Raw genomic sequence first — 13,473 nt, 5'->3', positions numbered from 1 at the left:
CATGTAGTGAGCGACCCATCGTGCCCGGTGTTCATGGCCTGCAGCATGTCGCAACATTCCGCACCGCGTACCTCACCCACCACAATACGGTCGGGACGCATACGCAGGGCGTTGGTCACCAGGTCGCGGATTGTCACCGCGCCCTCGCCCTCAATTGAAGCCTCGCGCGCCTCCAGGCGAACCACATGCGGGTGATGCGCGAACTTGAGCTCGGCGGAATCCTCGATCGTCACGATGCGCTCGCCGGTAGATATCTCGCACGATAGCGCGTTGAGCAGCGTAGTCTTGCCCGACCCCGTACCGCCCGCAACCGCCAAATCTTGGCGCAGCGACACCGCACACGAAAGCAGTTGCGCATACCAAAGCGGCAGCGACCCCAGGCCCACAAGCTCATCCAACGAACAGATGCGATCCGAGAACTTGCGGATAGTGAGGATCGGCCCATCGATCGCCACGGGCGGAATCACCGCGTTGACGCGATAACCTGTCTTGAGGCGGGCGTTGACGATGGGACTGCGCTCGTCGATACGCCTGCCCAGCGGTGAGATGATGCGGTCGATGAGCACGCGGATCTGCTCGTCATCCTCAAACGCATGCTCGATGGGGTATAAGACCCCGTCGCGCTCAAAGAAAGCCGAGCGGCAACCGTTGATCATAATCTCGGTGACGGTGTCGTCCTCGATGAGCGGCTGCAGCGGGCCCAAGCCCACCACGTCATCCAAGATCTCGTTGATGATGGTCTCACGCTCGGGCGTCGCCAGGTCGGTCGGTTCTTCCACGTTGAGTGCCGCCTCCACCGCAGGACGCAATTCCGAGCGGGCAAGAACCGGATCGACGTAGGCACTGATGCGTGCCACCTCGTCGTAGCCCACGCGGTCCATCACGGCCCGCTTGGTGCGGCGCTTGACCGCACGGCGCCGTCCCACATCGATAGGTGCCGTCGCCGCTGCCGCACCGGCTGCTTTGATTCTCGTTTGCAGGCTCATCGCTGATCACCCTCACGCGACCAGGGAAGGCGAATGCGCGGGCGTTCGGCACGCGTCGCGCGGTCGATGACCGTGTCGCTCCAAGGCCCAACGGCGCAGCCCAGCTCCACGAGCATCTCGCGCGTGGCTTCGCGCACACTGGTCGCGAAGGCGCTGGCCTGGCCCACGGCCTCGTCGGCACGACCAAACGCCATGAGTGCAGCCAAATCCTGCCCGCCATCGGCAATTCGAATTTTGGAACTGAGCGAGCACGCGATCTCAAAACGAATGGCGACATCCTCGTCGGCCCCACGCGCGCCAAATCGGTTGAATACGGCGCTCATGCGCGTGCGCGGCACGCCCACACGGCTCGCCAGCTCAATGACGCGCGCTGCAGACGTCGCGGAAGAAACTGCCGCATCACCCACGACGAGGCAACGGTCGCACGCCGCCACCGCAGCCGCCACCGCATCGCCCCAAAAGACCGAGGTATCGATAAGGACCACGTCGGACTCACGACGCAAGATGTCGAGCAGCAGCTCTACCGGACGTGCCATGAGCTCGGCGCGCTCGGGCGCTGCGACAGGCCCCCAAAGCGTAACGCCTGGGGCAACGCGCATCGATGCAGCGACCACGTCTGGCTCCGCAAGGGCGCCCGCGACCGACGGCTCGATAAGTGTCGCCATGTCATGCGGGGCATCGGCGCCCAGCAGGTCGTAGAGATTTCCAAACATTAGGTCCAAATCGAGTACGGCAGCTCGCAGACCCAGCAACGAAGCGGCATGCGCCATCGTGGCGACAATCGTCGATTTGCCACAGCCGCCCGATCCCGAGACGGCGCAGATGACCGGAGCTCGATGCGACGTCGACGCAGTGTCTGCCAGCGGCGCAGGGGCTGACGACGTGGGCGGCAACGTCCCCGTCTCGCCAGCCGCACCCAAGTGCTGCGTCCACGCCGGCACGGCAGGCTGCTCAAACTGTAGGGGCGGAACTGGGGATTCCGCTGTCACGTCGACGTGCGGACCATCACCCGCGACAAGGCCCTCGACCTCATCGAGTCCATCGGCCAGGCTCACGCCGTGCACGTATCCCATATCTACGGCCAGGAGGTCTTCGCCATACGGCGCCGACGCTCCGGCGTCATCACATGCAAGGGGGCCCGGGGGGCGCCGAACATGCTCGGCTTCCGCTTTCCCATAGTCATCAACACGCGGGCCTCTTGTAGCGCGAGGCGCCCCGGGTTCCCTATCAACAAAAACATCGGGCTCAGGCGACACGCCCCAATCGGAATCAACCGCTCCCTCGCCCACATGTCCGCTGCCGCATATGCTGTGCGCAGCGATGACCTCGGTCGCCCCCGCGCGAAACAGCCCCTCGATATCCGACGGATCGAGCGCCTCTATCAACACGACGACGCGGCTCACGCGTCCTTCGGCAGTCAGGCGCGCAACGGTCTCTCGCACATCTTTAGTATCAAACAGGGATGCCGCGATAATGGCAGCGCCACGGCGCGAAGGAAACGCCCGAGCCATAGACACCAACCCGTCTAGGTCGCCCACGCGAAGCACCTGCGCGCCCGCATCGCGGCCCTCGACTTCCTGCTGCAGCAGTCCGTAATCGCCACACGCGCAGCACGCAAGCCAGATCGCTTTCATCACTCGTCGCCTCCGCTCTTTTTGCCGCGTGCCGTGGCGGGAATCGTCAAGCTGACCGTTCCCTTGCCCGAGGCTCCCAGCAATTCCTTGACGTCTTTGGGGTCGGCCGCCAGCGTCACCCACTCGACCTTGCCTTCGCGCGTGGCACCGGCCTCGTCGCTGGTATCGATCACATACGCGCCGCACAGCCGGTCGGTCACGCCGTCTTTTTGCACGTACACATCCACGTAGCTGCCCACGCCTGCGGCTCCGCCCACCGAATGCTCGGCATCGACCGCCACCGAAACGGCAACCTTGCCCTTGGGCACCTCGAGCGTATGGCTCTCGGCTTTGGTGTAGACATCGCAGACCACGGCATTTTTGGGAATACGCGAGGTCGTCACGTCGCCACGCACCTGGCGCAGCTCGGTCGCCGCATCACGCGGAAGCAGGCTCGCGAGCCACTCTTGGGTTACGACATTGGTCTCGTCGAGGGTCTCACCCACATCGATATCACGTGCGGCAACGCAAACTTCGACGCGATCGCCGCCGTATTTGGCCAAGGTTTTGGCCTGGGCCTGCTCAGCCCGCGAACGAACCGATGACCCGTAAACCATGCAGAGTGCCGCGGCGAGCACGCCCGCTGCCAGACTGATGGCGATGCGCTTGCTCTTGTTCACGGCAGCTCCTCTCAAGACAGCACTGGGCGGATGGGATGCCCGTACCACTATTGTCCGAGCGGCCAAGCAACAAAACAGCGCGATCACCATCTTGGTTTTAAGTGTCAAACCAATTACCAGCCAAGAGCTGACCAACCCGTCAAGCCCGCGGCAAGGTTTTGGTCAGCGCGTCGGCAAAACGCTCATTTAAGGGCGCATCGCCAGTAAAAAAGCCGCCTCCCGCACAGTTGGAAGACGGCTGTCATAGATAAATTCAATTACAGATGGATATCGGGATCGAGCATTTGGGCACTCACACGCATGGATGACGCCAAGTTTTGGAACGTTTCCAGGCGCAGGCCATCGATCTGCCCGGCATCGGCGGCCTCGCGAACGGCGCAGCCCGGTTCGTGGGTATGCGTGCAGTCGCCAAACCGACACGCACGCGACGCCTCGACGATCTCGGGGAAGGCACGCGCTAGGCCCCGCTCGTGACCAACGAGTGGCAAACTGCGCAGGCCCGGAGCGTCGGCAATGACGCCGGCGTCGCCCGGCAGCGCCACCATCACGCGCGCGACCGTGGTATGGCGGCCTTGGTCGTCGCGCTCGCGCACGCCACCGGTAGCCAGCGCATCGTGGCCCAGCAGCGCATTGAGCAGCGTCGACTTTCCGGCCCCCGACTCACCCAGGATCATGGCGCACGTTCCCGCCGGCACACAGGCGCGCACCTCGTCCAAACCACGGCCTTCGGCAGAGGACGTCACGATCACGCGCACGTCCGGACCCACCAGACGGCGCACGCGATCCAGATCGCGCTCGAGTTCCGCGGCCTCACAGCGGTCGGCCTTGGTAAGCACCACCACCGGCTCGGCATCGCAGTCGAGCGCCAACACCAGCGAGCGCGCCACGCGGTCGAGCAGCACTTCGCCGGCGCCAAGTGCCTGCACGATCAGCACGCTATCCACGTTGGAACAAAGCACCTGACGCTCGCCGCGGGCGCGGCCACGCCAACGCTCAAAACTCGTGCGTCGCGGCAGGACGCATTCGATTACGCCCATGTCGTGCCCGGGTGCACGACGCACCGCCACACGGTCGCCCACAGCCGGCAGCAGTACCTCGTCCTCGCCGCGCGACTTGGCAAACCCCACGGCATGCTCGGCACGAAAGGTATCGTCGGCCGTCGCCACCAGCGGAAACCCGCGATCTAAGCGCACCACGGCGCCCAGTTGCATCTGCTCGGGCTCCTCGGCTTGGGCGCAAAAATCGTCAAATGCTGCCTGCTGAGCCGCGGCGACCGGCAGATCGCCAAACGCCGGAACATCCTGCAGCGCATCGAGTCCCGGCACGCTCGCCAGCAGCTCCTCAGCAGACGCGGGGGCTTCGGTCGCAAGCTTCCGACGACGATCACGCTTGGCCCGCGCCCCCGTCGTCTTTTTCTTCGCCTTAGCCCTAGCCTTGCCCACAAGCGCCTCCCAGCACCACAAATCACAACTGAGCAGGTATTTTAATCAAAAAGAGCTGGCCGGGCAAAGCCCGACCAGCTCACACACTTTCCCTCAGCCCTTTATCATCCGCGCGGGAGAAAAGCCAGCAAGGATACCGCAGGGCCCGCCCCGGAAGCCCTTTCTCCCGAACGATCCCGCAGCGCGAAGCGCGAGGACCAGTGAGGGAGAAAGGGCGTGGGGCGGACCCGGACAGGTACGTTACTCCTTCTCGACTGCGCGCATGATCGCCTTGTAGATCTCCATCAGCGGAATGATCAGGAAGGCAAGGCCCAGCGCGGCGATAACGCCCTTGAGCTCAAGCGTCACGGGGCCAAAGAACATCTCGGCAAGCGTCGGCTGCACGGTTACGATCACCGTCAGCACCAGCGCCAGCGCGGCAGAGGCCCACAGCCACTTGTTCTGCTTCTTCATCTTAAACAGCGACGTGCGGCGGCTACGCATGTTAAAGCAGTGGAAGATCTCGACCATGTTGAGCGTGATGAAGGCCATCATCACGCCTTCCTCGTCGGCGACGCCGGCGATCATATCGGAGATGTGGATGTAGCCCATGTCAAAGTACACGCCCACAAAGAAGCTCGCCAGCACCAGCGCGGCAATGATCAAGCCCTGGACCACGCAGTCCAGGCCCATATTGCCGGCAAAGACACCGTCCTTGGCGTTGCGCGGCTTGCGCTTCATGATGTCGCCCTCGGCATCCTCCATGCCCAGCGCGAGCGCGGGGAAGCAGTCGGTGACCAAGTTCACCCACAGCAGCTGCACCGGCTGGAAGATGGTAAAGCCGATGAGCGTGGCGATAAACACCGAGAACACCTCGGCAAGGTTGGCCGAAAGCAGGAACTGGATGACCTTGCGGATGTTGTCGTAGATGCGGCGACCCTCTTCGCAGGCACCGATGATGGTGGCGAAGTTGTCGTCGGCAAGCACCATGTCGGCAACGTTCTTGGTAACGTCGGTACCGGTGATGCCCATGCCAACGCCGATGTCGGCACGCTTGATGGACGGGGCGTCGTTGACGCCGTCGCCCGTCATGGCCACGATCTGGTCGCGCGACTTCCAAGCCTCGACGATACGGGTCTTGTGCTCGGGCTGGACGCGGGCGTACACGCCGTAGTCCTCGATGTGCGCGTCGAGTTCCTCGTCGCTCATGCGATCGAGGTCGGCACCGGTGATGGCATGGCTGCGATCGGTGACGATGCCCAGCTGCTTGGCGATGGCCACGGCGGTGTCGATGTGGTCGCCCGTGATCATGACGGTGCGGATACCGGCATCGTGGGCCTCGCGGATGGCGTCGGCGACCTCGGGGCGGACCGGATCAATCATGCCGGACAGGCCGCAGAAGACCAGGTCGTGCTCGAGCGCGGCGGGGCTGCAGTCGCTCGGGACCTCGGTGTAGGTGCGGCTTGCCAGCGCCAGCACGCGCAGGGCCTCGTCGGCCATGGCCTTGTTGGCGGCCACGAGCTCGGCACGACGCTCCTCGGTCAGGGGGACGACCTTATCGCCCTCGTAGATGTGGGTGCACAGGCCGATCACCACGTCGGGCGCGCCCTTGGTGTATTGCTCGTACTCGCCGTCCAGGGTCTCAACGACCACGGACATCATCTTGCGGCCCGAGTCAAACGGGGCCTCGCCCACGCGCGGGTGCTCGGCAGTCAGACCAGTGAGGCCCGCCTTTCCGGCATCGTTGACGAGCGCGCACTCGGTCGGCTCGCCCACGGCCTCGCCCAGTTCCTCGTCCCACTGGGCATCGGAGCACAGCGCCATACCTGCCAGGAACTTCTCCTTAGGCGCAGCGAGCTCGTGCTTGACGACGGTCATCTTGTTTTGGGTAAGGGTACCGGTCTTGTCGGAGCAGATGGTCTGCGTGCAGCCGAGAGTCTCGACGGCAGAGAGCTTGCGGATAATTGCCTGGCGCTTGGCCATCTTGGTCACGCCAAGCGACAGCACGATGGTCACGACGGCGACCAGGCCCTCGGGGATGGCGGCGACGGCGAGCGAGACGGCGACCATAAAGGTGTCGAGCAGGGCAGTCGGGTCGGTAAGGACGTTGCCCACGCCGTGGCGGACGATGTCGACGCCAAAGATCACGACGCAGATGACGATCACCATAATGGTGAGGATACGGCTGAGCTCGGCGAGCTTCACCTGCAGCGGCGTGAGCTCTTCCTTGGCCTCGGCCAGGGCACCGGCGATCTTGCCCATCTCGGTATCCATGCCGGTGCCGACCACGACGGCGCGGCCACGGCCGTACACAACGGTGGAGCCCATGTAGCACATGTTCTTGCGGTCGCCGAGCGGCACGTCATCGGTGCCCGCGGCAAGCTCGATCACGTTGGCGTGCTTCTCGACCGGCACGGACTCGCCGGTGAGCGCGGCCTCTTCGATCTTCATCGTGGCGCTCTCGATCACGCGGCAGTCGGCCGGGACGGAGTCACCCGCCTCGAGCATGATCACGTCGCCGGGTACGAGCTCGGCGCTCGGCAGGTGCACGAGTTTGCCGTCGCGTAGAACCTTGGACTGCGCCGCGCTCATCTCCTGAAGGGCCTCGAGGGCCTCCTCGCTCTTGGCTTCCTGGACCACGCCCAGCACCGAGTTGACGATAACGACGAACATGATGATGGCGACATCGGCAAAGTCCGCCTCGCCCTTAACCATGCCCGTGAGCGCGCTGATAACGGCGGCAACGATCAACATGATGACCATGGGGTCGGCCATCTGCTCAAAGAAACGCTTCCACAGCGGCGTCTTCTCGGCTTCCTCAAGCTTGTTAGGGCCTGTCTTGGCGAGGCGCGACGACGCCTCGTCGTTGCTCAGGCCGAGGTTCTCATCGACACCTTGGTCGCTGAGCACCTCCGCCGCGGCGGACAGGTATTCCTTTTGCATATAGAGTCCCCTCCTGGGATTCGGGCCACTCAGCAGATTGATGCCCGATCATAATTCCCAGGAGAAGGGCAAGGGCTCATCAAGGCTGCCGTGCTGAGCGGCAGTTGATAGTGGAGCTATGGTACCCCAAAGCGACGCGTCTAGCCAAAACAATCCATTTGGAAATATGGTCCATATGCAACGATGCGGACCGTGTGATGCTCAATACTGGTAAAACGTTTTTTCTTTGGCGCGTCGCCAAACTAAAATATCGCCCAGATAGCAGCGGTTAGAGCGGTTGGTAAAGTTTTTTCATATACCGTTTTTCCCGTAAAAAATGAACTTCTAATTCGACATACGGTCGATTTTTTGGGGTATTCGGTCGGCATTTCGTTATAATCAACTCAGTTTTATTTCTTATGGTTTATCTATCAGCGCAAGACGATGTCAGATGGAGGTCTGAATGTACAAGCGCACTAAGATTGTATGCACCATGGGTCCCGCCTGCGATAGCGACGAGACCATCCGCGAGATGATCAAGGCGGGCATGAACGTCGCCCGTTTTAACTTCTCGCACGGCTCCTACGACGAGCACCACGGTCGCATCGAACGCGTCCGTCGTATTTCCAAGGAGCTCGGTATGCCCGTCGGCATCCTGCTCGACACCAAGGGCCCCGAGGTCCGCACCGGCCTTCTGGTCGACGGCAAGAAGGTTGCCGTCAAGACCGGCGACAAGATCGTCGTCACCGCTCAGCCCACGTCCGAGGATTTCCACGGCACCGCTGAGCACATCTCCCTTGACTACCTGGCTCTGCCCTCCGAGGTCGAGAAGGGCTCCCTCATCCTGATCGATGACGGCCTGGTTGCTCTCGAGGTCGAGTCCGTCGACGGCCAGGACATGACCTGCGTCGTCAAGAACGACGGCCTGATCGGCGAGCGCAAGGGCGTCAACATGCCCAACGTCAACATCTCGCTGCCCGCCATCACCGAGCGCGATCGTCAGGACATCCTCTTTGGCCTGACCGAGAACATCGACTACATCGCCGCTTCCTTCATCCGCGATGGCGAGTCTGTCCGCGGCATCCGCGAGCTTTGCCGCGAGAACGGCGGCGAGCACGTGACGATCTTCCCGAAGATCGAGTGCGCCCTGGGCGTCGAGAACTTCGACGAGATCCTCGAGGCTTCCGACGGCATCATGGTCGCCCGTGGCGACCTGGGCATCGAGATCAAGCCCGAGCTCGTTCCGCACATCCAGAAGGAGATCATCGCCAAGTGCAACGCGGCCTACAAGCCCGTTATCACCGCTACGCAGATGCTCGACTCCATGCAGCAGAACCCGCGCCCGACGCGCGCCGAGGTTGCCGACGTTGCTAACGCCATTTACGACGGTACCGACGCCGTCATGCTGTCCGGCGAGTCCGCTGCCGGTAAGTACCCGGTCGAGGCCGTCAAGATGCAGGCCAGCATCGCTCTCGAGACCGAGAAGTACCTCCCGGCTCACGCTCCGCTCGAGGTTCCGACCGATGCTCACGGCACCCGCGTCGTCAACAACGTTGTGGGTATGTCCGCTGTGAACATGGCCACCACCGTTGGCGCCAAGTGCATCACCGTGCCGACGACCACCGGCCGTACCGCTCGCCTGATCTCGCACTTCCGTCCCAACATGCCGATCTGCGCGTTCTCCCGCCACGAGTGGGCCGTCCAGCAGATGATCATGTACTGGGGCGTTATCCCGCACAAGGCCGAGATTACCCAGGGCACCGTCAACGGCACGATCGTCAAGGCGATTGAGACCGCTAAGGAGCTCGGCTACGTCGAGGCCGGCGATTTGACCGTCGCTACCGCCGGCGATCCCCGCATGAGCGTCCAGCTTGAGGACAAGGTCTCCTCGACCAACGTCGCTTACGTCGCTCAGGTGCGCTAAATCGCACTTGCAAGCACATTTGCATTGCAAAGGGCACGGAAGGCGAAGCCTTCCGTGCCCTTTTTAAGACCTACTTTATATGCCGCTTCATCGATTTGTGTTCGGTCGCGAACCTTTCCGATGCCGAGCACACCACCGAAGATGCCCTGCGGCGGGGAGCTGTTGGTCGATTGGAATGAACTGTTCACCGTTAAGTCAGCCGGCTAGCAGCTAGCGATCAGAGGGACTGCGGGGACGTCAGAAGCGGCAACGCGGGCGGCAAAACCCGCCTCAGTTAGCTCGACGACCTCGGTAAACGTTGCGTCAAAGAACCCTTCGGTCAGCAGACGGTACGGCGGATGATCCGGATCGCCGGGGTTTTCGCGCACAATCTCGTGCATAACGCCAATGGTCTTGAGCACATACTCTTGTGGAATCGAATACTGACCAAACTGGGCCGCCGCGGTATAGAGGCGATCGGTCGCACGCGGGATAGAAACGATGCCGAGCGTCTTGCCAAACCAGTCAAAGTCTCCCTGCTTCTTAATGCGGAACTCCTCGCACGGCTTGCCGCCGCGCGCCTCGAGATATTGGTTCACTCGCGTGTTCCACACGGTATCGGCCACCAGATGCGACCAAACGCCCAGCGTCAAATCGAGCAGCGACTGCGCCACGTCATCGGGCGCGAGCGAAAACTCGGCGGCGCCGGGGCCGTCAACCGGCTCGGCGTCTTTGTAGCGCTGCGGATAGTGCACCCGATTGAGCCTTTCACGCTCTTCGACAATCGAGGTCGCTGCAGCCGGCGCACCCGCCGGCGCACCTTTAAGCAACGGCGCCACATAGGTGTCCCAAAACTCATGCTCGCGTGGCTTAGGAATGGGCTCGGGCTTGGCAAAGTGCGTGATGCGATACGGGATGGGGTCGGCAATACCGGGAACCATGTACCCCACAAAAATGTCCGGAACCACGCTGCCAAACAAAAAGGCATTGCGGTCGCGCACGTTATCGGCAAGCGCGCCGGCACGCGCCAGAAGTCGTTCCGTCTGAGCGATATGAATATTCCAACTTGGCATAGCTACCCCCGTAAAAATCCGGATAACTATACCATTCGCAGCAAGTCACGTGCGCGGCCGCAACCCCACTATGCGGCAACTATTCTGCTGCACCGTTTTCGGTTCCATATGACGGCACGGGAGCCTCGACCACGTGGTGATATCGATCGATATAAATCGCACGGGCCCCAAGACGTCGTACTAAATCCTGATGATGCGTGCTCATCAAGACCGTCTTACCGGCAGCAACATAAGCCAGTAGAAAGTTGACCACGATGTCGCAAGAGTCCTCGTCAAGTCCGTTGGTAGGCTCGTCGAGCACCAGAATATCGGGGTTCATCGACACGACGGCAGCCAGCGCCACACGCTTCTTTTGCCCACCCGAAAGCTGATAGGGCGAGGCATCGACCAGATCGGCAACCTGAAACAGCTCCATGGCATCACGGACGCGGCGCCCAAGCTCGTCCGCCGAAAGCCCCATTTGAGCCGGGCCAAACGCGACCTCCTCGCCGACCGTGGCGCAAAAGAGCTGTGCATCGGCGTTTTGGAACACGAAGCCCACGCGCTGATGGAACCGCTGGGCCGTCGCGGAATCCTTGAGATATGCCGCATCGACCACATGTCCATCAAACAGGTACGTACCCGCATCCGCAAGCTCAAGGCCGTTGATAAGCCGCATGATCGTCGTCTTGCCGCAGCCGTTGGGTCCAAGCAGCGCAACCAGCTCACCGCGATTAACCTGCAGCGACACGCTATCGACCACCGTATGGCCCGCATAGGAAAACACCACGTCGCGAAACTCGATGAGCGGCGTGGCCTTGGCACCGGCAGCACCGCTCGCACCCATCGCACCATTTGTATCGTTTGCCAAAACGTCGCCCTTCCCTATTCACATCGACGGCTTGACCGCCCGCGCTACAGCACCGCGCACAACACGGCGAGCAGCACCACAACGGCCGCATAGACCGCGTCGCGCCAGCCAAATCCGTTCCGTGCAGGCGCCGGATATGCGCCGGCAAAACCGCGGCAAAGCATAGCCTCGTCCATCGCGCGGCTGCATTCCATCGCCTTGATAAAGGTCATGCCCATGATACCCGCGATCGAATCGGTACGCGAAAATCCTGCAGGCGCGCGGCCCACACTGCGAAGCATGACCGATTCGCACAGGTCGTGCGCCGTGCGACCCAGCACCTCGATGTGTTTGAGCGCCATATCAAACGTAAAGATAACCTCGTCGGGCAGGTGCAGCATCTTAAGCGCCGCCGACATGCGACTCCAGGTAAGCGTCCACGAAACGCCCAACACCAATGACACATTAACAAAGGTCTTGAGCGCAATCTTGAGCATGGCGCCCGTGGCAGAAGCACCCAGCAGCAGGGCAGGCAGCGCCAAAACCACGGCAAACCCCGCGGCAGCCAACGCCGGCACAAGGGTCGCGCGCAGCCCGCGTACGGGGCGCACCGCAACGAGCACCAACGCGATCGCTGTCATCAGCATCAAGTACAGCGGGCTCTGCGTCAGGCATACGCACAGGACGCAGACGAACATCCCCACCAAACGCACTGGCGCCGAAACGGAAGAAAGAGCGCGGTCGATAATCGACCCGCCCTTATGTGCGCCGCCACCTAGGCGAACCCGCTCAAGCAGGCTCGCCAGGTGCAGGACATTCTTTTGCATCACACGATGCCGAGCCCCCGCGGGCTCATAACGCTGCTCGGCCGCAAGCCAGCTAGGCAGCTCGACCGTCGCCATGGGCTCCGCTTTCCTTGACCGTTAGCGAGACCAGACGGAATGCGATGGTGAGCACCGCCACGCCAATCACGCCCGAAAGAATATACATCGCGGCCTGGCCGGCAAAGCCAAGGCCCTGCTCCTCGGAATAGGCCTGCAGATAATCGCCTGTGGGCAGGGTATCGGCAAAGGTCGGGGTATCGAGACCGACCGAAGTCTGCAGACTGTCGTCACCAGCCTCCTGAACGGCGGTCGCGGCGCCCTCAGCGTCCCACTCGCCCCAGGCGTCACCGGTGGCCAGCAAGCCGAGCGGCGTGGCCACGACAAGCACGGCGACCAGGATGAGCGTGGGGACCAGCGAGGTCTTCTTGGCAGTAGCGCCCTCGGCAGCAAGCTGGCCATCGGCGGCCTCGGGCCCGACGATAACGCTCGGCGCCGTCTTCTTAATGAAACCGTAGATGGCGGCCGTCGCCACGCCCTCGACCACGCCGGCTACCAACATGTGCGGGATCATCATGGCCGGAATGGCAATAGAGAGCGGGAAGGGGCAGTACAGCGGCGCGCCCGAAGCGTTGGTAAAGAACATCGGCTGAATACCAAACTCGATCGCCGTGCACAGGGCCGCCAGGCACAGGCCGACCCAACCGCTTACGACGGCCGAAACCGAGGTGCCCCAGCTCTTGTCGTGCAAACGGCTGTTGAGCGCACGGAACACGATAGCGGCGGCAAACGGCAGCACGAAGGCCATGTTAAAGCAGTTGGCGCCAAAGGACAGGATGCCGCCGTCGCCAAACAGCAGCGCCTGCAGCGCCAGCGCGACCGAAACCGCGATGGCCGCGGCCTCCGGGCCCAGCAGCAGCGCGATGAGCGCGCCGCCGACGGCGTGACCCGTGGTACCGCCGGGCAGCGGCACGTTGAACATCATGAGCAAGAAAGAGAATGCGGCGCAGATGCCCAGGAACGCCATGTGCTCGCGGTCGAGCGTGGCGCGCACCTTTTTGATGCAGTGAACCCAAACGGGCACCATCGCCACTGCCATGACGACATCGGTCTGCGGGGACAGATAATTATCTGGAATGTGCATGTACGCCTCCCGGTTATCGGCGCACAGAATTACAACGCCGCTTAAATCACCTTGCCAGTGTTACGTATTGTCAGATTCGTA

Annotated in this window: 10 protein-coding genes and 1 pseudogene; 2 read left to right on the top strand and 9 right to left on the bottom strand. The window is 62.4% G+C overall.

Features of this window, described 5'->3' with window-relative positions:
- Nucleotides 1-2: 2 nt before the first annotated feature.
- The 3 genes and pseudogenes from ACTQVX_RS06090 to cpaB all read right to left on the bottom strand — a co-directional run.
- Nucleotides 3-986: pseudogene (locus ACTQVX_RS06090) on the bottom strand (CpaF family protein); the annotation flags it as partial.
- The gene (locus ACTQVX_RS06085; protein ID WP_441031702.1) at nt 983-2,620 is read right to left on the bottom strand and encodes an AAA family ATPase; all 1,638 of its coding nucleotides are present in this window, start codon (nt 2,618-2,620) and stop codon (nt 983-985) included. The gene ACTQVX_RS06085 and the pseudogene ACTQVX_RS06090, both read right to left, overlap by 4 nt.
- A complete protein-coding gene (cpaB, locus tag ACTQVX_RS06080; protein WP_370450646.1) occupies nt 2,620-3,279 on the bottom strand; it encodes a Flp pilus assembly protein CpaB in 660 nt (219 codons plus the stop codon). The genes ACTQVX_RS06085 and cpaB overlap by 1 nt, the downstream gene beginning before the upstream one ends.
- Between cpaB and ACTQVX_RS06075 the strand changes: the two genes are divergently transcribed.
- A complete protein-coding gene (locus ACTQVX_RS06075) occupies nt 3,266-3,469 on the top strand; it encodes a hypothetical protein (RefSeq protein WP_195838599.1) in 204 nt (67 codons plus the stop codon). The genes cpaB and ACTQVX_RS06075 overlap by 14 nt on opposite strands.
- Before the next feature lie 67 nt (nt 3,470-3,536).
- On the opposite strand, the gene rsgA is transcribed toward ACTQVX_RS06075, so the two are convergent.
- The gene (rsgA, locus tag ACTQVX_RS06070; protein ID WP_427728468.1) at nt 3,537-4,490 is read right to left on the bottom strand and encodes a ribosome small subunit-dependent GTPase A; all 954 of its coding nucleotides are present in this window, start codon (nt 4,488-4,490) and stop codon (nt 3,537-3,539) included.
- Nucleotides 4,491-4,961: 471 nt separating this feature from the next.
- A complete protein-coding gene (locus ACTQVX_RS06065; protein ID WP_441031705.1) occupies nt 4,962-7,643 on the bottom strand; it encodes a cation-translocating P-type ATPase in 2,682 nt (893 codons plus the stop codon).
- Nucleotides 7,644-8,085: 442 nt separating this feature from the next.
- Between ACTQVX_RS06065 and pyk the strand changes: the two genes are divergently transcribed.
- A complete protein-coding gene (pyk, locus tag ACTQVX_RS06060; RefSeq protein WP_427719104.1) occupies nt 8,086-9,546 on the top strand; it encodes a pyruvate kinase in 1,461 nt (486 codons plus the stop codon).
- Nucleotides 9,547-9,749: 203 nt separating this feature from the next.
- On the opposite strand, the gene ACTQVX_RS06055 is transcribed toward pyk, so the two are convergent.
- From ACTQVX_RS06055 to cbiM, 4 genes are all read right to left on the bottom strand, one after another.
- Nucleotides 9,750-10,598, bottom strand: a complete 849-nt coding sequence (locus ACTQVX_RS06055; protein WP_441054335.1) for a hypothetical protein — start codon at nt 10,596-10,598, stop codon at nt 9,750-9,752.
- 79 nt (nt 10,599-10,677) lie between these two features.
- Nucleotides 10,678-11,448 (bottom strand): energy-coupling factor ABC transporter ATP-binding protein, encoded by a 771-nt coding sequence (locus ACTQVX_RS06050; protein WP_441054337.1) that lies wholly within the window; start codon nt 11,446-11,448, stop codon nt 10,678-10,680.
- A gap of 44 nt (nt 11,449-11,492) precedes the next feature.
- On the bottom strand, nt 11,493-12,329 hold the full coding sequence (locus ACTQVX_RS06045) for an energy-coupling factor transporter transmembrane component T family protein (RefSeq protein WP_441054339.1): 837 nt from the start codon (nt 12,327-12,329) through the stop codon (nt 11,493-11,495).
- Nucleotides 12,307-13,392 (bottom strand): cobalt transporter CbiM, encoded by a 1,086-nt coding sequence (gene cbiM / locus ACTQVX_RS06040; protein WP_441054341.1) that lies wholly within the window; start codon nt 13,390-13,392, stop codon nt 12,307-12,309. The genes ACTQVX_RS06045 and cbiM overlap by 23 nt, the downstream gene beginning before the upstream one ends.
- Nucleotides 13,393-13,473 lie beyond the last annotated feature (81 nt).

Source organism: Collinsella sp. LCP19S3_A6 (assembly GCF_052122015.1).
In the GTDB taxonomy this organism is placed as follows: Bacteria; Actinomycetota; Coriobacteriia; order Coriobacteriales; family Coriobacteriaceae; genus Collinsella.
Note: the sequence above shows the minus strand (reverse complement) of the source record. Positions and strands in the feature narration are given on the sequence as shown.

What these genes read in the sequence shown, in the direction of transcription:
- ACTQVX_RS06065 (WP_441031705.1), bottom strand. Translation starts at nt 7,643, where the DNA reads ATGCAAAAGGAATACCTGTCCGCCGCGGCGGAGGTGCTCAGCGACCAA.
- pyk (WP_427719104.1), top strand. Translation starts at nt 8,086, where the DNA reads ATGTACAAGCGCACTAAGATTGTATGCACCATGGGTCCCGCCTGCGAT.
- ACTQVX_RS06045 (WP_441054339.1), bottom strand. Translation starts at nt 12,329, where the DNA reads ATGGCGACGGTCGAGCTGCCTAGCTGGCTTGCGGCCGAGCAGCGTTAT.
- ACTQVX_RS06085 (WP_441031702.1), bottom strand. Translation starts at nt 2,620, where the DNA reads ATGAAAGCGATCTGGCTTGCGTGCTGCGCGTGTGGCGATTACGGACTG.
- ACTQVX_RS06055 (WP_441054335.1), bottom strand. Translation starts at nt 10,598, where the DNA reads ATGCCAAGTTGGAATATTCATATCGCTCAGACGGAACGACTTCTGGCG.
- cbiM (WP_441054341.1), bottom strand. Translation starts at nt 13,392, where the DNA reads ATGCACATTCCAGATAATTATCTGTCCCCGCAGACCGATGTCGTCATG.
- rsgA (WP_427728468.1), bottom strand. Translation starts at nt 4,490, where the DNA reads ATGCAACTGGGCGCCGTGGTGCGCTTAGATCGCGGGTTTCCGCTGGTG.